The 20818-nt window shown below is 42.3% G+C and carries 17 protein-coding genes; 11 read left to right on the top strand and 6 right to left on the bottom strand.

Annotated features, from left to right (window positions below; genetic code table 11):
* Positions 1 to 19: 19 nt before the first annotated feature.
* Positions 20 to 1195 carry a mannonate dehydratase gene (gene uxuA, locus ACXACJ_RS16655; protein ID WP_475135542.1) on the bottom strand — a complete coding sequence of 392 codons (1176 nt, stop codon included), beginning with the start codon at positions 1193 to 1195 and terminating at the stop codon, positions 20 to 22.
* A 12-nt stretch (positions 1196 to 1207) separates the two neighbouring features.
* A complete protein-coding gene (locus ACXACJ_RS16650) occupies positions 1208 to 1948 on the bottom strand; it encodes an SDR family NAD(P)-dependent oxidoreductase (RefSeq protein WP_475135541.1) in 741 nt (246 codons plus the stop codon).
* Between the two features lie 322 nt (positions 1949 to 2270).
* On the opposite strand from ACXACJ_RS16650, the gene uxaC reads away from it, so the two are divergent.
* From uxaC to ACXACJ_RS16620, 6 genes are read left to right on the top strand one after another with little or no spacing between them, the layout of a single operon-like run.
* A complete protein-coding gene (gene uxaC / locus ACXACJ_RS16645; protein ID WP_475135540.1) occupies positions 2271 to 3704 on the top strand; it encodes a glucuronate isomerase in 1434 nt (477 codons plus the stop codon).
* Between the two features lie 6 nt (positions 3705 to 3710).
* Entirely contained in the window at positions 3711 to 4721 is a 1011-nt protein-coding gene (locus ACXACJ_RS16640; protein WP_475135539.1) for a PfkB family carbohydrate kinase, read from the top strand.
* 24 nt (positions 4722 to 4745) lie between these two features.
* Positions 4746 to 5417 carry a bifunctional 4-hydroxy-2-oxoglutarate aldolase/2-dehydro-3-deoxy-phosphogluconate aldolase gene (locus ACXACJ_RS16635; RefSeq protein ID WP_475135538.1) on the top strand — a complete coding sequence of 224 codons (672 nt, stop codon included), beginning with the start codon at positions 4746 to 4748 and terminating at the stop codon, positions 5415 to 5417.
* Positions 5414 to 6391, top strand: coding sequence for a TRAP transporter substrate-binding protein (locus ACXACJ_RS16630; protein WP_475135537.1), 978 nt, complete (start codon positions 5414 to 5416; stop codon positions 6389 to 6391). The genes ACXACJ_RS16635 and ACXACJ_RS16630 overlap by 4 nt, the downstream gene beginning before the upstream one ends.
* A complete protein-coding gene (locus ACXACJ_RS16625; RefSeq protein WP_475135536.1) occupies positions 6391 to 6864 on the top strand; it encodes a TRAP transporter small permease in 474 nt (157 codons plus the stop codon). Before ACXACJ_RS16630 ends, ACXACJ_RS16625 begins: the two co-directional genes overlap by 1 nt.
* On the top strand, positions 6864 to 8156 hold the full coding sequence (locus ACXACJ_RS16620; RefSeq protein ID WP_475135535.1) for a TRAP transporter large permease: 1293 nt from the start codon (positions 6864 to 6866) through the stop codon (positions 8154 to 8156). The genes ACXACJ_RS16625 and ACXACJ_RS16620 overlap by 1 nt, the downstream gene beginning before the upstream one ends.
* A 17-nt stretch (positions 8157 to 8173) precedes the next feature.
* Here the strand turns inward: ACXACJ_RS16620 and ACXACJ_RS16615 are convergent, their stop codons facing one another.
* Positions 8174 to 9205 carry a LacI family DNA-binding transcriptional regulator gene (locus ACXACJ_RS16615; RefSeq protein WP_475135534.1) on the bottom strand — a complete coding sequence of 344 codons (1032 nt, stop codon included), beginning with the start codon at positions 9203 to 9205 and terminating at the stop codon, positions 8174 to 8176.
* Between the two features lie 219 nt (positions 9206 to 9424).
* Between ACXACJ_RS16615 and ACXACJ_RS16610 the strand changes: the two genes are divergently transcribed.
* From ACXACJ_RS16610 to ACXACJ_RS16595, 4 genes are all read left to right on the top strand, one after another.
* On the top strand, positions 9425 to 10906 hold the full coding sequence (locus tag ACXACJ_RS16610; protein ID WP_475135533.1) for a xylulokinase: 1482 nt from the start codon (positions 9425 to 9427) through the stop codon (positions 10904 to 10906).
* Between the two features lie 16 nt (positions 10907 to 10922).
* Positions 10923 to 12251: a xylose isomerase gene (xylA, locus tag ACXACJ_RS16605; protein ID WP_475135532.1), complete on the top strand. Its 1329-nt coding sequence runs from the start codon at positions 10923 to 10925 to the stop codon at positions 12249 to 12251.
* An 86-nt stretch (positions 12252 to 12337) separates the two neighbouring features.
* On the top strand, positions 12338 to 12811 hold the full coding sequence (locus ACXACJ_RS16600) for an MFS transporter (RefSeq protein ID WP_475135531.1): 474 nt from the start codon (positions 12338 to 12340) through the stop codon (positions 12809 to 12811).
* Positions 12720 to 13760 carry a sugar porter family MFS transporter gene (locus ACXACJ_RS16595; protein ID WP_475135530.1) on the top strand — a complete coding sequence of 347 codons (1041 nt, stop codon included), beginning with the start codon at positions 12720 to 12722 and terminating at the stop codon, positions 13758 to 13760. Before ACXACJ_RS16600 ends, ACXACJ_RS16595 begins: the two co-directional genes overlap by 92 nt.
* Before the next feature lie 86 nt (positions 13761 to 13846).
* On the opposite strand, the gene ACXACJ_RS16590 is transcribed toward ACXACJ_RS16595, so the two are convergent.
* Together ACXACJ_RS16590 and ACXACJ_RS16585 are read right to left on the bottom strand one after the other, a co-directional pair.
* Positions 13847 to 15079 (bottom strand): M20 metallopeptidase family protein, encoded by a 1233-nt coding sequence (locus ACXACJ_RS16590; RefSeq protein WP_475135529.1) that lies wholly within the window; start codon positions 15077 to 15079, stop codon positions 13847 to 13849.
* 146 nt (positions 15080 to 15225) lie between these two features.
* The gene (locus tag ACXACJ_RS16585; protein WP_475135528.1) at positions 15226 to 15816 is read right to left on the bottom strand and encodes a Crp/Fnr family transcriptional regulator; all 591 of its coding nucleotides are present in this window, start codon (positions 15814 to 15816) and stop codon (positions 15226 to 15228) included.
* Between the two features lie 308 nt (positions 15817 to 16124).
* Here ACXACJ_RS16585 and ACXACJ_RS16580 point away from each other — a divergent pair, with 308 nt between their 5' ends.
* A complete protein-coding gene (locus ACXACJ_RS16580) occupies positions 16125 to 19415 on the top strand; it encodes a VPS10 domain-containing protein (RefSeq protein WP_475135527.1) in 3291 nt (1096 codons plus the stop codon).
* Between the two features lie 324 nt (positions 19416 to 19739).
* Here the strand turns inward: ACXACJ_RS16580 and ACXACJ_RS16575 are convergent, their stop codons facing one another.
* A complete protein-coding gene (locus ACXACJ_RS16575) occupies positions 19740 to 20552 on the bottom strand; it encodes a DUF4339 domain-containing protein (protein WP_475135526.1) in 813 nt (270 codons plus the stop codon).
* Between the last annotated feature and the right edge of the window lie 266 nt (positions 20553 to 20818).

Here is a 20818-nt window from a genome sequence, read left to right as displayed (position 1 = left end):
TCTGTTAAGAAAATGAGCTTTAGCTATTTTGGTTAAGCTTATGTTGCAAGCCTAATTCCAAACCTCTCAATTCGGCAAGACCTTTTAGTCGCCCAATGAAAGAATAGCCAGCATAATGTTGAACGTGGCTTTCCATAGCATGTAAAAAGCCATGGTCGGGGCGCATCGGTAGATTCACGCCTCTCTTTTCCATTAAAAGAAGCAGCTTCTCAACAATGGCTTCCATAGGATTGTCGCCATCCAAATGTTCCGATTCCCTGAAGTTTCCATTTGGTGATTTACTCACATTTCTCAAATGAAGAAAGTGAATTCTGATACCAAACTCATCGATAATACTGAGTAAATCATTGCTCGGCTGAGCGCCAAAAGAGCCAGTGCAATAGCAAAGGCCATTGGCTGTAGAAGGAACTGCATCGAATATTTTGCGAGCGTCTTCTTGGGTACTCATGATTCTCGGAAGCCCCATAAGCGGAAACGGAGGATCATCGGGATGAATCGCCAATTTAGCTCCGACTTGTTCGGCCACAGGCACTACTTCTGATAAAAAGTGAACCAGATTGTTTCTCATTACATTGGCATCTATGCCTTTGTATTGGTCTAGCAATTGAAGCACCTGTTCAGGCGTAAAATCGTCTTGGCTACCTGGTAACCCCAACATGATTTGGTTAAAAAGGGCTTTCTTTTCTTCCTCTGAAAGGTTTTGGCCATAAGCCAAGGCTTCTTCAATTACTTCAGCGGAGTAATCCTTTTTGGCATTTGGGCGCTTCAATAATTGCAAATCAAAGAAGGCGAAGGCAAGATGATTGTAGGCCAGCGTGAACGTGCCGTCTGGATTTTCGAATTTATGATGGGTTCGGATCCAATCCAGAATGGGCATGAAATTATAAGTAATCACATGGATGCCGCATTGGGCCAGGTTTCGAATGCTCTGCTTATAGTTTTCTATATAAGTTTCAAAATCGCCTTTGCCCTGTTTTATGTTTTCATGAACTGGCAAACTTTCCACTACGGACCAAGCCAATCCTTTTTCAGCGAGTATTTGCTTTCGTTCTTCTATCGCTTCCACAGGCCAAACTTCACCAACGGGAATTTGGTGCAAGGCCGTTACAATACCATCAAGCCCAGCTTGTTTTAGGTCGTCCAAACTCACTTTGTCGTGAGGGCCATACCAGCGCATGGTTTTTAACATTTTCATAGGCTGTTTGCTTTAAAAACCAATGCTGTTTCCTCCGTCAATCGGCAGAACAGTGCCTGTGGTAAATTTGGCTGCGTCTGTTGCGAAGTAATACACGCCCTCTGCAATATCGGCCGGTTCTCCCATTTTGCGCATTGGTGTTCTGGCCATTACGCGGTTCATTCTGTCTGCATCTGAATTAAGTGCTTTGGCCGTCATAGGCGTTTCAATAAAGCCCGGAGCTACACAGTTCACACGAATATTGAGTTCGGCCAATTCTACGGCCATAATTCTGGTCATGCCTTCAATGGCAGTTTTGCTGGTTCCGTAAGCAATCACATAGGGCAAACCATATTGCGCTGCCATAGAGCTGATGTTGATAATGCTTCCGCCTCCGTTTTCCTTCATTACTTTCACGGTTTCGCGGCTCATGGCAAAAACAGAATTCACATTGGTGTGTAGAATTCGAGAGAACTCTTCGTCAGTCACTTCAATCAACGATTTTTTCATGTTGATTCCAGCATTATTCACCAGAATGTCTATTTGGCCGGCTTCCTGGGCTATTTCTTGAATCAAAGCGGGAATGCCCTCCAAATTCGATAGGTCATAAGCCTTAATTCGTCCGTTCTCTCCCAGTTCTTCTTTGGCTTTCTCCAGTTTTTCGGTCGATCTACCAATGATGTAAGTAATGATGCCTTCAGCACAGAATTTTTTGGCAGTTGCCAATCCCAATCCTGAATTGCCTCCGGTTACAATTGCTACTTTATTTTCCATTTCTAAATGTGTTCTCTAATTGCAGAAACTAACTTTTTTGAATCCGATCGAAAGCCTCAATCTTATTTGACTCCTTCAAAAACTAACTTTTATAGGGAATCGATTGTGATGTTTTGGGCTAACGAATCGCTTAATTTTTGCTGAATATGGCACAAAAATCACAGAATTCCTTCTTTCATAAAATAAATACGAAATCGATTGTGTAATTTGCTATATTACCGAAATAATCCCGGGCTTTAGAAGCTTTCCAAAATTCAGAAAGCTTTGGCTCAAAGTTCTTAGAATGGCCGAAAGGCATATTAATTATACGGAATAGGAATAAATGGAACAGTTTATTACCAAAGACTTTTTGTTAGAAACTGACTACGCCAAGGAGTTGTATTTTGACTATGCACAGGATTTGCCAATCCTGGACTATCATTGTCATTTGCCGCCTACGGAAATAGCAAACAATAGACAATTCGAAAATCTAACCCAAGTTTGGATCGATGGAGATCACTATAAGTGGCGCGCCATGAGGCAACTTGGAATAGATGAAAAGTTGATCACTGGTAATGCGAGTGATCGTGATAAATTTCGGGCTTGGGCCAAAACTGTTCCTTATACGCTTCGGAATCCGCTCTTTCATTGGACTCATCTTGAGTTGAAAAGGTACTTCGGAATAGATGAGATTTTGACACCAGAAAATGCTGATCAAATATACGATCAGGTAAATGAGCAGCTGACTACTGCGGATTTTTCAACCAGAGGTTTGGTGAAGGGAATGAACGTGGAGCTGGTTTGCACTACGGACGATCCGCTGGATGATTTACAGGCGCATCAAGCGTTCAATAGATCAGATGATGGTTTTATGATGCTCCCGACCTTTAGACCTGATGGCCTTCTGAATATAGAAAAGGATGAATTTGTAGACTATCTGAAGACACTTTCAGATTTGACCGACTTCCAAATTCATGATTGGGAAAGTTTAAAAGCAACCATTCTATCCAGAATCGATTATTTCCATGAAGTCGGAGGAAAACTCAGCGATCATGGACTTTCATATGCTTTTGCCGAAGACTTTACAGAAGACCAAGTCAATAGCATTCTGAAGTCGAAATTGGCTGGTAATTCGGTGACGGCTTCTGAAGAAGCTGTTTATAAGTCGGCTGTCATGAATTTTTTAGGCGGTTGTTATGCCCAAAAAGGCTGGACGATGCAGCTGCATTTAGGACCAATCAGAAATACGAATAAAAGATTGCTAGAAACCATTGGCGTTGATGCTGGCGTGGATAGTATCGGTGATTTTCAGCATGCAGAAAATTTAGCCAACTTTCTCAATAGGTTAAATGAAAGAGCAGAATTACCGAAAACGGTAATTTATAATTCGAACCCGGCCGACAATGATGTTTTTGCTACCATGGCCGGTAATTTCAGTGAATCTGGCGTAAAAGGAAAAGTCCAATTTGGCGCTGCCTGGTGGTTTTTAGACCAGAAAGATGGCATAACTAAACAGATTGACTCGCTTTCCAATATGGGGCTTTTGAGTACTTCAATCGGGATGTTGACAGATAGTCGAAGCTTTTTGTCTTTTCCAAGGCATGAATATTACCGAAGAATTTTGTGCAACATCATGGGTAATGATGTGAAACAGGGTAATTTGCCTAAGGACCTAAAATGGATTGGGAAAATAGTTCAAGACATTTGCTATTATAATGCAAAGGCCTATTTCAAATTTCCTGAACCTGTAAAAAAGGCTTCTGTAAACCTGATATAGCGTTTCATGGAAAATAAGATAGTGCTTTTCGGAGAGGCTCTTCTTCGCCTTTCTCCTCCTGATCATCTCAGATTTCAACAGGCCGACCGATTCAATGTGGTTTATGGCGGTAGTGAACTTAATGTAGCTACTTCACTAGCTCATTTTGGTCTAAACACCGATTTCGTTACCCGCTTGCCAGAAAATGCGATTGCCGATCGCTTTTTACAAATCATGCGGCAACATAATATTGGCACCCATCATGTTCAAAGTGGAGGCGATAGAGTGGGGTTGTACTACATTGAAATGGGAGCAGGCCATAGAGCAAGCCAGGTAATTTATGACAGAAAGTTTTCTTCAATGGCTACGCTTGAGAAGGGCATGATCGATTGGGAAAAAGTATTCCATAAAGCGACATGGTTTCATTGGTCAGGAATTACACCCGGCATTTCGTTGGGAGCAGCTGAGGTTTGTGCCGAAGCTTTGGCAGCCGCTTCACGCTTGGGCATTACAACTTCCACGGATTTCAACTACCGAGGCAATTTGTGGGGGTACGGAAAAACACCACAAGAAATAATGGAGCCGCTTGTCGAGCTTTGTGATATCGCTGTGGCTGGCGATTATGCCAGCAAACAATACTTCGGCATAGAGGCAATAGCTGGAGGAGACGCCAATCTTTCGCTTGCAAAACAGCTTCAGGAAAGGTTTCCCAAGTTGAAGACTGTGGCCATTACCAATCGCGAGGTGCTTGGAGCTTCTCACAATAAGTGGTCTGCGGTGCTTTTTCAGGGAGGCGAACAATATCAATCGGCTCAATATGATATCACCCATGTGGTGGACAGAATTGGAACGGGAGACAGCTTTGTTGCGGGTCTCATTTATGGACTTACTGAACTCAACGACCTGCAAAAAACCATTGATTTTGCAACAGCAGCTTCATGCTTAAAGCATACAGTTTTTGGCGATGCTAATTTGGTTTCAGTGAAGGAAGTAGAGCGATTGCTCAGCCAAGAGTATGTGGGCGGAGTGGTAAGATAGAATTTGATTAAGACTAAGCTTTAAATGAAAAATATATCGAGAATTGATGTGGTAAAGGCGATGGAAGAAACGGGTATGATGCCCCTTTTCTATCATGCCGACTTGGAAGTGGTAAAGTCAGTAGTGAAAGCTTTATATGAAGGCGGAGCCAGACTTTTTGAATTTACCCACAGAGGTGCTCAGGCCATGGATGTTTTTAAAGGACTGATTAACTATTGCGAGGCTGAATTACCCGAAATGATCTTGGGAATTGGCTCTGTGCCCGATGGAGGAACCGCTTCTTACTATTTAAACTTAGGAGCAAAATTCGTAGTGACGCCAGTCTTTCGACAAGATATTGCCATTGTTTGCAACAGAAGAAAAGTGCTTTGGTCGCCTGGTTGTGGTTCTCTTAAGGAAATTGCCGAAGCCGAAGAGTTGGGCTGCGAAATAGTGAAGCTTTTTCCGGCTAACACTTATGGGCCAGATTTCATTAAAGCGGTTATGGGGCCTCAACCATGGACCAAAATTATGCCTACAGGTGGAATTACCACTGATTTTGACGATCTGGAAAAATGGTTTAAAGCGGGTGCTGTTTGTGTAGGAATGGGCTCACAGCTGATCAGCAAACAGATGATAGCAGAAAATGATTTTGCGGGGCTCACATCGAAAACAGCCGAAACCATTGCGAATATTAAAAAGCTGAAGCAATTATGAGGAAACTCATAGCGACTGTTTTTGCTGCCATATTTTTAGTGGCCGGCTGTGCTCAAAAAGAGTTGGTTAAAACCATAAAATTAGCGCATGGCCTTGGCGTAGAACACCCTGTTCACGAGGCTATGGTGTTTATGGCTAAGGAGCTTGAAAAGAATTCCGAAGGAAAACTGCGCATTGAAATTTACCCCAGCAGTCAATTGGGTTCTGAACAACAATGTTTAGAATTGCTTCAAATTGGAAGCTTGGGAATGACAAAAGTTTCGGCAGCAGTGCTCGAAAACTTCTCCCCAGACCTTAAAGTCTTGAGTTATCCTTATCTGTTTGAAAGCGCAGAGCATAGATTTAAAGTTTTTGATAGTGAAGTCGGCAATCGTTTGCTTTTGGGAAGTCAGAAATATTGGCTCCGCGGGCTGACTTATTTCGATGCTGGTGCCAGATCTTTTTACACCAAGGATAGATTAATTAAGAAGCCAGAGGACTTAAAAGGCTTGAAGATCAGGGTGATGCAAAGCCCAACGGCCATTGATTTGGTGAAACGACTTGGTGGTTCCCCAACGCCTATTTCTTGGGGAGAACTCTACACGGCTCTTCAGCAGGGCGTGGTAGATGGCGCAGAAAATAACATTCCAAGTTTTTACAGCTCTCGACATTACGAGGTCTGCAAGTTCTTCTCGGTAAACGAGCACTCCGCGGTGCCCGATGTTTTGATCATCAGCACTTTGGTTTGGGATAAGCTTTCCGAAGAAGAAAGAGGGTGGCTTACCAAGGCAGTGGAAACGGCTACGCAATATCAACGAGAGCTCTGGGCCAAATCTGAAAAAGAATCGCTTGAAGCTTTAAAGGCAGAAGGAGTTGAAATTTATTATCCTGACAAATCGCTTTTTGAAGAAAAGGCTGCAGGCATGTTTCAGGATTTAGCAGAAGAGAATCCTGAGATGTACGAAATAGTGAAACAAATCAAAGAACTGAAGTAATGAGGAAGTTGCTGGACAAATCGCTGGAAACGGTCATCACGATTTTGCTCGTTTTGATGACTTTGGATGTACTTTATGGTGTAGCCACAAGGTATATTCTCAACAACCAAAGTGATTGGACAGACGAACTGGCTCGCTATTTAATGATTTGGGTGAGTATACTTGGGGCGGCTTACGCTTCGGGCAAAAACCTTCATATTTCTATCGATATTTTACCTCAATATTTATCACAACACGGCAAACGCTGGCTTCGAATTGGCATTTCCATTACGGTAATTCTTTTTGTGCTGGCCGTTTTTGTCGTGGGTGGAATTCATTACACTTACATTTCCTTCAAATTGGGTCAGGTTTCGCCAGCGCTAAAAGTACCTGTAGGCTATGTTTATTCTATTCTCCCAATTTCTGGCCTTCTTATTTTTTATTATAAGCTGCAGGATTTGAAAGCGGCTTTTCAACCCCAAAATTATAACTGATGGAGTTAGCGATTCTGATCCTGAGTTTTATAATCCTTATCGGTTTAAGGGTGCCTATCGTGTGGAGTATCGGTATAGCAACTTTGCTGACCTTGTTGGTAACGGTGGATGGACTGCCAGCGATTACCACCATTTCGCAGCGCGTAGTTACGGGTATTGACAGTACATCTTTAATGGCCATTCCGTTTTTTATTCTGGCGGGCCATATCATGAACAAAGGGGGGATTGCCAAGCGATTAGTGGCTTTTGCCAAGGCTTTGGTAGGTTCTTTGCCAGGTGGTTTGGCTCATGTAAATATTGTTTCTGCCATGCTTTTTGGTGCCATTGCCGGTTCAGCTGGGGCTGCCGCTGCCGCTATTGGTAGTTTTATGTCGGAAGAAATGGAAGAAGAGGGCTACAGCAAAGGCTACGGAGTAGCGGTAAACGTAACTTCAGCTACAACTGGCTTAGTGATTCCTCCGAGTAATATCTTCATCATTTATTCCTTGGCTAGTGGAGGTGTCAGTATTGGTGCACTCTTCTTGGCTGGCTATATTCCTGGAATTCTTACGGGATTGCTGCTGATGTTGGTGGCTTACATTTGGGCGAAAAGAAAGAAATACCCTACAGGGAATCGTGCTTCATTTAAGCTTTTGGCGAAAACCTTTCTTCAAGCTTTGCCGAGCCTTTCACTATTGATTGTGGTAATGGGAGGTATTGTTGCTGGGATTTTTACCGCCACCGAGGCCTCTTCAGTAGCAGTGGTTTATTGCCTTATTCTCACCATGGTTTATAAGGAAGTAAGCCTTAAAGAATTGAAGTCCATTTTGGTGGAATCGTCAACCACAATTTCCGTAGTGATGATGTTGATTGCCATGTCCATTGCCATGTCTTGGGTGATGTCTTATGAGAACATTCCTCAAATGCTAACCAGCTTTTTAATGGAAAGCGGTTATTCGGCCTTGGTGACTTTGCTAATCATGAATTTGGTGCTGCTATTTGTCGGTATTTTTATGGATATGACACCTGCCGTACTCATTTTCACTCCTATTTTTCTGCCTGTGGCAACGGCTATCGGTATTCATCCAGTTCATTTTGGAATTATCATGGTGCTCAATCTTTGCATTGGCTTGTGTACGCCACCAGTGGGTTCGGTTTTGTTTATTGGGGTGAGTGTTGCCAAAACTTCTATTCAAAAAGTAGTGAGGCCACTTTTGCCACTATTTGCTGCTATGCTAATGGCTTTGGCGTTGGTGAGTATTTTCCCTGAACTCAGCCTTTGGTTGCCAAGGGTGTTTGGCTTTTTGGATTAGAATTGAATAGTCAAAACTTACTTTTTCCTTCTGCTAGAATCTCTCACAACCAATTCGGTTTTCAGAATGGTGATTTCTGAAACGCTATGATCGAAGTTGGCTTGAGAATGTTCTAATATTCTTCTGGCCGAAATTTCTCCCATTTTTATGGCGGGATGAGTAATGGTAGAAAGCGCAGGATCTACGATTGAAGCCAAAGGATCGTCATTGAAGCCAATAATGGCCAGTTCTTCGGGGATTTTTACGCCCTGTTTTTTTGCATACATAATGGCGCTTACCGCAGCCGTATCGTTGGCAGAAAAAATGCCATCTGGCGGATTGTCCATGCTCAGCAGTTCTTGGGTGGACTTTTCACCTTCTTCGAAACTGAGCGTTTCACAGTTAATGATCAAACTCTCATCAACTTCCATATTGGAATCCCGCAAAGCGTGAATGTATCCCTTCTTTCTTTCAGCATAAACATTGCGATGCTGAGCCCCGGCAAAATGAGCAATGCGTTTGCAGCCTTGTTCAATCAGGTGTTTAGTAGCTTCGTAACCAGCCGAATAATTATCAATAATTACATAGTACGAGTTGAAGTTCTCAGGCACACGATCCACAAATACGATAGGAATTCCAATGTCTACGAACTGCTGAAAATGCTCATAATCCGTGGTTTCCATGGCAAGCGAAACCACCAAGCCACCAATTTGACTATCGAAAAGTACTTTGGCGTTATTTACCTCATTCTCATATTTATCGTTGCTTTGGCTTATGATCACGTTATAACCTGATTGCCTGGCACTTTCTTCAATGCCACTAATCAGCGATGAGTTGTATGGCCTATTGATTCGCGAAATCATAATGCCGATGGTGTTTCGCTGGTTGCTTCGCAAACTTGCCGCCAACGAACTTGGCCGATATCCCATTTCCTTGGCCGCTTCTTTAATGGCCTTAATGGTTTTTTTGCTAATGCTTTTGTGGTTGTTTAGAGCCCTGGAAATTGTTGAAGGAGAGTAGTTTATCTTTTCAGCCAGATCGTAAATGGTGACCTTTTTCTTAGGGATCATATGCTTTGGGTTACGAAGGTTCTAATTCGTGTTGCTTTCGGAACGGTTACGAAGATAAAGAACGACAGAAAGATTTCCTCCAATTATTGATTCATTCACTGCACTCAAATTATTCTTCTTTTATTACGCGTTGAATCTAATATATTTAAAAGATAATATAATTATGCAACCGATTGTGGTCTTTATATTTGATCATATCACCCTCAATTTGAAAAAATAATGTATTGGATTGGCTACGATATTGGAAGTTCTTCGATTAAAGCTTCGCTCATTCATGCAAACGATGGAAGTGTAAAAAAATCTGTGCATTACCCCGACCACGAAATGGTAATAGATTCGCCTAAGGTGGGTTGGGCCGAACAACAACCACAGCTTTGGTGGGCAAATGTTTGTCAAGCCACGCACAAACTGTTGATGGAATCTGGTGTGGATGGATCTAAAGTGAAGGGCATTGGTATTTCTTATCAAATGCACGGATTGGTTTTGGTAGACAAGGATTACGAGGTACTTCGGTCTTCCATCATTTGGTGCGATAGCCGTGCAGTACAGATTGGGGAATACCTTTACCAGAAGTCGGGACCTGCGAAGAATATTGAAAGAGTATTGAATTCCCCCGGCAATTTTACTCTTTCCAAACTTAAATGGGTAAAGGAAAACCAGCCAGAGGTTTATGAAAAGGTGCATAAGTTTTTATTGCCAGGTGATTTTATAGCGCTAAAACTGACTGGGGTTTGTTCCACTACCATTTCGGGTTTGTCCGAAGGAATAATGTGGGACTTTAAAGAAAATGAACCCGCGTATTGGCTTTTGGAAGAAGCCGGGATCGATCGAAGTTTGATTCCAGATGTGCTGCCTACTTTTTCCGATCAGGGTAAAGTAACTCCAGATGCCTCTGCAGAAACAGGTTTGCCAGAAGGAATACCGGTAATGTATCGGGCTGGCGACCAACCGAATAATGCCATTTCACTCAATGTGTTAAATCCTGGAGAAATTGCTGCAACAGGTGGTACTTCGGGAGTGGTTTATGCCATTTCCGATGTAGCACAAACCAAAGAAGGGCAGCGAATCAATTGTTTCGCCCATGTCAATCATTCTTCTTCCGAAACCAGAATTGGCAAAATGCTCTGTATCAACGGAACGGGGATACAATACAGTTGGCTGCGCAGTCAAATTTCGCATCAAATGAGCTATGCAGAAATGAATGCTTTGGCAGAAAAGGTAGAAGTTGGCGCTAATGGCTTGAGCATTCTTCCTTTTGGAAATGGAGCGGAAAGAATGCTTTACAACCAAAATAAAGGGGCCAGAATTCTGAATTTAAACTTCAATAATCATAGCAAAGAGCATTTGCTCAGGGCTGCTTTGGAAGGAATCGCATTTGCCTTTGTGTATGGCATTCATATTTTGAAAGAAGATGGCGTGGATTTGACTTCCATTAAGGCAGGAAATGACAATCTTTTTCAAGCTCAAATTTTCTCAAACACCATCTCCACGCTTACGGGTTCGGCCATAAAAATTGTGGAAACCACTGGAGCAGTGGGCGCTGCACGAGCTGCAGCTTTTGCCGCAGGCGAATTCTCTTCTTTTGAAGAAGCCACCGCTACCGATAAGGTAAATTCTATCAACGAGCCGTTGCAAAATAAAGCTCCGTATGAAGAAGCTTACGAAACTTGGAAAGACAATTTGAAAGAATATATAAACTGATTAAAACATAACGCGCATGACACTTATCGGTGAAAAGGAATATTTCAAAGGGATTGGTAAAATCTCTTTTGAAGGCAGGGATTCGGACAATCCCTTGGCCTTCAAACATTACGATGAAAACAAAGTAGTGGCCGGAAAAACCATGAAAGAGCATTTCAGGTTTGCCATCGCCTACTGGCATACTTTTACAGGCGTTGGAGGCGATCCGTTTGGTGCTCCAACTCAGAGCTTTCCTTGGCTTACATCTTCTGATCCTATTCAGCAAGCAAAAGATAAAATGGACGCTGCTTTCGAGTTTATCACTAAAATTGGCGCTCCTTATTATTGCTTTCACGACTTCGATTTGATTGCCGAGGGTGCCACATTTGATGAGTCGACAAAACGTTTACAAACCATCACCGATTATGCCCTTGAAAAGCAAAAGGCGTCTGGCGTAAAATTGCTTTGGGGAACTTCAAATTGCTTTAGCAATCCCCGTTTTATGAATGGAGCAGCCACCAATCCAGATTTTAATGTGGTGGCTTTTGCGGGTGCTCAGGTTAAAAATGCCCTGGACGCAACCATTAAATTAGGTGGCGAAAATTATGTTTTCTGGGGTGGAAGAGAAGGTTACATGTCTTTACTGAACACAGACATGAAGCGCGAGCAAGAACATATGGCTCGTTTTCTACATATGGCGAAAGACTATGCCAGAAAGCAAGGCTTTACAGGTACATTTTTTATAGAGCCAAAACCCATGGAACCAACCAAACATCAGTATGATTTCGATTCAGCAACCGTTTTGGGCTTCTTAACCAAATACGATTTAATCGATGATTTCAAACTGAATATTGAGGTGAATCACGCTACTTTGGCTCAGCATACATTTGAGCACGAACTACAAGTGGCTTCTGACAATGGCCTTTTGGGTAGCATTGATGCCAATCGTGGCGATTACCAAAATGGTTGGGATACTGACCAATTCCCTGTGGATGTTTATGAGCTTACGCAAGCCATGCTGGTAATTTTGCAAGCAGGAGGTTTTCAAGGAGGCGGAGTAAACTTCGATGCTAAGATCAGAAGAAACTCTACCGATTTGGAAGATATTTTTTACGCTCATATAGGTGGAATGGACGCTTTCGCACGCGCGTTGGTAGCCGCTGATCAAATTTTAGAGAAGTCACCGTATTTGGCCATGAGAAAAGAGCGATATGCTTCTTTCGATTCTGGAGCAGGAAAAACTTTTGAAGAAGGAGGTTTCTCCTTAGAAGATTTGGTTTCTCACGCAGCCGCCAACCAAAATATTGCGCCTACCAGTGGCCGTCAGGAATTGTATGAAAATATTATCAACCAATATATAAGCTAAGTCTTAAATTATGGCGGGTATTTGCTTGTATCTGCCTATTTTGTGCTTTGCTGAAAATCATTTTTTTCGAACAAAACTCTAACATCTTGAAAACAGAAGAAAAAATTAATAATCTCTACGTCATTGGGATTACCCTAGTAGCCACATTGGGTGGTTTCCTTTTTGGGTTCGATAGTGGCGTAATCAACGGAACCGTTAAAGGGCTTCAAAATGCTTTTAATGCCGAAGATATTGGCAGTGGTTTCAATGTGGCGTCTATGCTTTTGGGCTGTGCTGCTGGTGCATTTTTCGCAGGTAGGCTTGCCGATTTGTATGGCCGTAAATCAATGCTGATTATTTCAGCTGTGTTTTTCATTATCTCTGCTTGGGGATCGGGTATTGCGACTTCATCAGGAGAATTCATTATCTACAGAATTATTGGAGGTTTAGCAGTAGGTGCTGCTTCCGTAATGGCTCCGGCTTATATCAGTGAAATTGCACCTGCAGAGATACCGTGGTGCACTGGCTACCGTACAACAAATAGCCATTGTGCTTGGGCTTTTCTTTTCATTCTTGAGTAATTACCAATTGGCAGACGTTTCTGGTTCAGCAGAAAACGTTTTATGGTGGGATTTCCAAACTTGGAGATGGATGTTCTGGATGGAAATTATTCCTGCTGCCATCTTCTTCATCAGTCTTTTGTTTATTCCTGAAAGTCCCCGCTATTTGGTGGCTAAGCGCAAACATGCCAATGCTGAAAAGGTATTGAGCAAATTGTATGGCAGTGTGGTTGGTCAAAGAAAAGTGAATGAAATTGATGCCTCTCTTTCTAAAGAGAACCGCCAACCAACCTTCTCTGACCTTTACGATAAAGTAAAAGGTAGAATCAGACCTATCGTTTGGATTGGAATTGGTTTGGCTGTGTTCCAGCAGTTTGTGGGTATCAATGTAGTGTTTTACTACGGTGCGGTGCTTTGGCAAGCCGTTGGGTTTGGCGAAAGCGATGCCTTATTGATCAACGTGCTTTCTGGCGGATTGAGCATTTTAGCTGTAATTGCTGCGCTTCTTTTGGTAGATAAAATTGGTCGTAAGCCATTGTTGCTGATCGGTTCTATCGGAATGAGTGTGGCTTTGGCTTTGGTAGTTTACTCATTTACCACAGGTTCTTTAGTGGCTGATCCTGTAACTGGCGAAGAGACATTACAATTGAGCGATGCTATGGGAATGTTAGCCTTGATTGCCGCGAATGCTTATGTGGTATTCTTCAACGCTTCATGGGGCCCTGTGATGTGGGTAATGTTGGGCGAAATGTTCCCAAATCAGATTCGTGGAGTTGGTTTGGCTGTAGCAGGTTTGGCTCAGTGGTTAGCGAATTTCCTTGTAACCCTTACTTTCCCAATTCTATTGGGTTCGGCTGGCTTGGCTTTCGCTTACAGTTTGTACACCATTGGCGCTATCATTTCCATCTTCTTTGTGGCCAAATATGTGTACGAAACCAAAGGGAAGGAATTGGAAGAAATGGAAGGGTAAATCCTTTCAAAAAATATATGCTAGAAGCACAGAGGCAGATCATAACGACCTGCCTCTGTTTGTTTAAAGTGTATAGAAATCAAAAACTATTTTTTAGCTCTTTCAAAAATCATGGAAGAAAAGTACTTAACACCCGTTTTGATACACGACTTATCTACCGCGAAATTTGGTGCGTGAGGCATGGAAATTATACCTTTTTGGTAGTTTGAGCCACCCATTAAAAAGTACGTTCCAGGCACTGATTCTTGAAAGTAAGCGAAGTCATCACCACGGCCATCAGGTATTTCGCCATACAGCGGAAATGCGCTTTCTGCCCCGTATAAATTCGCTATGGTCTGAATGCTTTCCATAGTCATTTTTTCATCATTATCGATGTTCCCGCGCTCCACAGAATAGGCAATTTGTTCAGAATCGAAGTTGATATCTTTCAGCTGATCGGCATAAGGAGAATCGGCAATTTTCTGCTTCAATAGTTTTGGAATTGAACTCATTAGGGCTTCACTGCTCGCACTCACAAAACCCGTTACAGTTAATTCATTAGGTTTCTCACTCAGCTTGAAATTCTTTTGCGTGGTAATATAATTTTTGAAAATCGTGTTCGGATTACCGATGCCGATTTCAGGGCTCATCAAGTTTTGAACATCCCAAAATTTGCTGTCGGGGGCTACGGTTTGAAGTTCTGCCATGATTTGCTTGGCAAAGTCAGTTAAGGCTTTTGCGTTGCCCGAATTTTTGAAAGAGATATTTACCTGTTTATAGTCAGCATAGAGGTAATTGGGCTTGGAAGCAACCAAACCAGCAGGCATGGGAGAAATGTGCATGGCATAAATCTCTTCTGGCGAAATCATTTCAAACAGGCCGTCATTCAGCATGGCTTTGGCGCCTGTATAAGTTTCTTCCGAAGGTTGAAAAATAAAATAGACCGTTCCGCTCAGCTGATCTTGATGCTGCGAAAGCGCATTGGCAATGCCCAAGGCAACTGTGGTATGAATATCGTGACCGCAAATGTGTTGAACACCTTCGTTTACCGAAGCAAACTCACCTGTTTCCGAAGTACGGGTTGGTAGGGCATCGATATCAGCGCGCCAAGCGATTTTCTTGCCTGGTTTGGCTCCGTGTAAAATGCCAACTACGCCATAACCGCCAATGCCGGTTTTCACTTCCATATTCAGCGCTTTTAAATACGAAGCAATAAATTCAGAAGTCCGCTTTTCATGGCCGCCAACTTCTGGAAATTTGTGCAAATTCCTTCTGACACTAACCAAACTCTCGAAAATTTGGTCGGTATGTTGTTGAATGTTTTGATGGATATCAGCCATTTGTGCGTGGTTGATAAACCCGCTGAAAATGAAAAAAATAACGAAAGCTGATTTGAATAGACGCATTGGGTTTTGAGTTTTTTCGGTGATCATGAAACAAAGATGAGCCAACTCGAACTTTTAGTGCTGACACATATGTGACAAAATCATTTTTCTGCCAGTCTTTTTCTAATTCTACTGAGTGATTGCCTTTCAATGCCCAAAAAAGAAGCTAAATGCGTAAGGCTAACCCTGTTCATCAAGTCTTCATTTTCTTTTAGAAAATTGAGATAACGCTCTTCGGCCGTATTGAACAGAAAGCCTTCAACGCGATCGCTTAAAATCGTAAGCACTTTTTCTGCGATCAGCCGACCTTGCATTTCGCTGTTTTGAAACTTCTTGTAACAGTCTTGAATGGCCTCATAAGGTAGGTTTACAATACTACAAGGTTCGAGGCACTGCATAAAATATTTGGTTGGGCGCTGCCGAATAAAGGCAGGGTAATCCGTAGCGAATTCTTTCTCTTTGGTAAAGCCTGTGGTAATTTCGCGGCCTTTGTCGCTTAGATAAAACCGCCTGATTAAGCCAGAACAGACAAAACCCATTTGAGTCTGAGTTGCTCCGCTTTCTAAAAAGAAATCGCCTTTCTTAAGCTCGGTTAAGTTTAAATTCTGACGGATAAACGCCAGTTCTTCAAGGTTTGAATAGTTGAACTGATCCAAATACATGTCGAAATAGCTGTCGCGATTGGCGCTCATTTTATGAAGTGCGTTTAGATGATTTACAGAGTTAATAATAAGAAAAAATGCCCAGAAGGGTGGGGCTGTTTTCTTAAGGAGTTAATCTTTTATGTATTAGATGAATGGCTGAGCTTAAGCAAAGTTACACTGACATTGGGTAACTGTACGAGGGGATTAAAAGACTTCATGAAGAGCATTTAATTGCCTAAGACTTATTGCGTTGGTTCAGATTAATTGACCATATTTTTACCACTCATACCATTTTTTATTATATCCATAAACTTTTGAATTACTTGGATGTCCAATCGAATATCAACCACATTACTATGAAACGACAGAAATTTTTATCTCTGCCCGGGATCGGCCGAATGATCCTAGGCATGGCTGTTTTGTTGACATCATCGATGCTCTACGGACAGCAAATCGATTTCAGCAAAATGGAATCTTTAAAGCCACGAAACATTGGTCCAGCCAATATGAGTGGTCGAATTACAACAATCGATGTAGTTCGCAGTCAGCCGGAAGTTATTTATGCCGGATCTGCCTCTGGTGGACTTTGGAAGTCTGAAAGTGGTGGAATTGCATGGAAACCGATCTTCGATTCCGAGCTTCCTCTTTCAATTGGTGCGGTAGCCGTTAGCCAGAAAAACCCGGATGTAGTTTGGGTGGGAACTGGAGAGGGTAACCCAAGAAACAGTTTAACCGGTGGTTATGGTGTTTACCGAAGCCTTGATGCCGGAAGAACTTGGCAATTGATGGGTTTGGAGAAAACCAGAAACGTACACAGAATTATCATTCACCCAGACGATCCAAACACGGTTTACATTGGTGCAATTGGTTCTCCTTGGGGTGATCATGAAGAAAGAGGGGTTTTCAAAACTACCGATGGCGGTGCTACCTGGAGCAAGATTCTTTATGTAGACAAGATGACAGGTGTGGGAGACATGGTGATGGATCCTTCTAATCCTGATAAGATTTTCGTGAACATGTGGCAGCACAGAAGAGAACCTTGGTTTTTTACTTCTGGCGGACCTAGTTCAGGACTTTATTTGACATTGGACGGTGGGAAAACCTGGACAAAACAGTCTGCTGAGAAAAACGGCATCCCTGCCGGAGACCTTGGTAGAATGGGTTTTGCCATTTCTGCAAGCAATCCTAACAGAGTTTATGCCCTGATCGAAGCGAAAGAAAATGCACTTTACAGATCGGATGATGGCGGTTTCCATTGGGAAATGATCAACAACAAGAGTGAGATTGGTAACAGGCCATTCTACTACTTCGACCTATATGTTGATCCGAAAAATGAAAACAGACTTTACAGCATTTACACTTATGTGAGCATGAGTGAAGATGGAGGTAAGTCTTTCTCAGAGGTAATGAGAAGAGAATTGATTCACGTTGATAATCACGCTTATTACATCAACCCAGACAATCCGAAATTCATGTTGCTAGGTAACGATGGTGGTTTGGCCATTACCCGCGACATGGGTAAAACCTGGCAGTTTGTAGAGACACTTCCTGTCGGTCAGTTCTATCACGTTGCGGTAGATAATGAATTCCCTTACAACGTTTATGGAGGTCTTCAAGACAATGGTTCTTACGTTGGTCCAGCCTATGTTTTGACTAATGAAGGAATCAGAAACGATTACTTTATGCCAATTGGTGGTGGTGATGGTTTCGATGTGGTGCCAGACAGAGATGATAGCCGTTATGGTTACTCTATGTCTCAGCAAGGTAACGTATCTCGCTACGACAGACTTACTGGTAGATCTAAGTTTGTAAGACCTACTCATGAAGATCCAAAAGTAAAGCTTCGTTTCAATTGGAATGCTGCCATTGGTCAAGACCCATTCGATAACAGCACCGTTTACTTCGGTAGCCAGTTTGTGCATAAGAGTACAGATAAAGGAAATAACTGGACAGTAATTTCTCCAGACCTTACTACCAACGACTTTACCAAGCAGAGACAAGATAAGAGTGGTGGTTTGACAATTGATGCCACAGGTGCAGAGAACCACACGACAATTTTGGTGATAGAGCCGAGCCCACGCGAAAAAGGTGTAATCTGGGCCGGAACTGATGATGGAAACATTCAGATTACCCGTGATGGTGGTGCTACATGGACCAACGTGATCGGAAACATGAAGGGTGTGCCTGCTGGTAGCTGGGTTAACCAAATCAAAGCTTCAACCTATAACGATGGTGAGGCTGTAGCGGTAATCAATAACTATCGAAGATTCGACTTCAAACCTTATTTGATGCGCACCAAAAACTATGGTAAAACATGGGAACCTTTGGTGAAAGAGTCCGATGTATTCGGTTATTCATTGTCATTCATTCAAGATCCTGTTCAACCCAACTTGATGTTCTACGGAACTGAGCATGGTTTATATATCTCAATCGATGGTGCTAAAACATGGTCTAAGTTCAATAACGGTTATCCTAACGTTTCTACCATGGACCTGGTAATTCAGGAAAGAGAAAGCGATTTGGTAATCGGAACATTCGGAAGATCAATCTGGGTATTGGATGACATCAATCCTTTGAGAGTATTGGCATCTAAAGGTCAAGGAAATGTAATGGCTGCTAAGGTCACTGCTGTTCCTGCGGTAACTGCCTATCAGGTAAGCACCCGTTCGGCTAATGGCCCTGCTAACCCTGGAAGCTCAACTTTTGAAGGTGAGAACAGAGATATGGGAACAGCCAGAATTAAGTTCTTTGCCAAAAAACCTGCTATGCCTGAAAGACCAAACCGAGAAGCTGCTGCTGAAGGAGTTCCTGCTGGTAGAGGTCAATTCCCTGGTGGACAGGGAGGTGCTTTCGCAGGAAGAGGCGGTCTGGGTGGTCCTGGTGGCAGAGGTGTCGCTAGAGGTCCTCAAGCCAAAGTAGAAATCTTCAATGCTGCTGGTGAGCTGATCAGAAATTTCGATACTCCGGTAGAAGATGGTTTGAACGTAGCTCAGTGGAGGTTTGATGAGAACCCTCCTGAGGGAACTGAAGAACAGCAGGGCGGAGGCGGATTCTCTCGATTTTTCCGTGCTGGTACTCCTGCATTGCCTGGTAAATACACTGTGAAAATCACTGTTGATGGTGCCACTGATGAGACTACTTTGGAATACAAAATGGATCCAAGAGAAACTTTCAACATGGAGGCGCTTATTGCCAGAAGAGATGTGTTGAAGGAAATCGGAATCATTTCAAGCCAAGTAACCACCTTGTCTGGTAAGGTTAATGGAGATATTGAGACTGTGGATAAGGTGCTCACTGCGCTTCAGGGTAAAAAAGGTCCAGAATATGCAGAGTTAAAAACCAAGAGCACTGACATCAAGAAGCAACTGGAAGAACTTCAAGGCCTAATCGGTCGTGGAGGTAGAGGCTTCTTTGGTGGTGGAAGCGGTGATGGTCCAACGCCATTACAAACCGAAGTATTCTCTGTATTGAGAGGTATCAGCGGTTCTTTTGATGCGCCTACTGAAGCTCAAAAAGTTTCAGTTAAAAGACTAGCGGAGAAAAAGGAAGAAGTAGAGAAGAAAGTAAATGATTGGTATGCTGCAAATTGGGATGCGTACCTCAATGCGGTTAAAGCGGTGAGCTTCTCACCAATCGGAAATGAGTAATTAAGACAATTGTTGATGATAGAAAAAGGGAGTGCCTAAAGGTGCTCCTTTTTTGTTTGGTGTGTCCCGACCTGAAATAAGTTGACACCATTAGGATTTATTATGCGGACAGGATAAGAAACAATCAGCTTGTAAGTTGAGGTAACCGATCAGAAAGGTTAAGAGAGAACTTTGAGGAACTAGTTTTAGCCCCCATCTCGTCTCTTCCCCCATGGGAGGAAGACGGTACAGTGTGCAACTAAGAGCACTGTCATTTAATTCTAGCAGTGTATAGAATTGAGAAATAGAAGTATTCGAATTGACGATACTAGCTTGTTTGAACTATTACTTATATAATTTTAGGGGCACATACTTGTCTCTTATTTTTTTCAGCGCAATTACTAAAAATACCAAAGAAATCAATTCTAAGAATGTTTCCGGTAATAGGTAATTGTTTTCTTCATCTCCAAAGAATAAATAACCCAGAGTAAAACCCAATGAAACGATTTGAAGGAAGGCAAAGGCTTTTAAAGCACCAATTGATGAATCTTCTACTTTGAATAACTTTACAGCCAAACTGAGGCTATGAAAGACTAATAGCAAAAGAATAGCAAAGATAATTAGATTTAAAATCATCAATTCATCTTCAGAGAATCGCGATTCTAAATTAAGTCTACTTTCTAATGCCCAGAATAGATAGATAGGAATGGATGTCGCTATTAACCAATTGATATTAATGGTTGCTTGTTTAAAATTTAGAATATTGGATAAATAGCTTTTTAAACCTAGTAAGACTCTAATTGACGCTGTCATAGTCATGAATACTAGTATGCCGTATATTTTTCCTTCATTGTTTTCTGTGTAATCAAGAAATCCGATCACTATTGTTAATGCAAGTAAAAACCAACCGTAGAAGACGCTATCCACGATTCGATTTAAGTGTTTTGTTTTTTTATCAGAGAAGGATTCTACATCAGGTATTGGAGGAGGATTTTTGCTAAAAAGATGTTCAAACTCTTTAAGGTTTTCTGCTTTTGTCCAATCGGTCATCCCTTCTTTCCAAACTAAAGTTTCCGGCTTAACTTTTCCGGCTAATTCCTTTATTGAAAATGGTCCTGCTTTAGCACCATTTTCTGCGTAATACCATTTTTTATCCATTAATTATTAAGTTTTTGCCTTGGCTAGATGTAACTAACATCTAGATTCAGTGGTCTATGGTTAAGGAAGATGTTTCCCCGAAAAGCACAGAGAGTGAAAGGTATTGTGTGTTTTCCAAAATGAAGAAAGGGATTTTGGGAGAGATATGCAATAGAGCCCCCCATCTCGTCTCTTCCTCCGTAGGAAGAAGATGATACAGAATGCAACTAAGAGCAGTGTCGTTTAATTTCAGCAGAATGTGCTTTCCCTCTCTCCCGAGGCTTCGG

It is taken from the genome of Roseivirga sp. AWQ4_251, from assembly GCF_056158225.1.
Note: the sequence above shows the minus strand (reverse complement) of the source record. Positions and strands in the feature narration are given on the sequence as shown.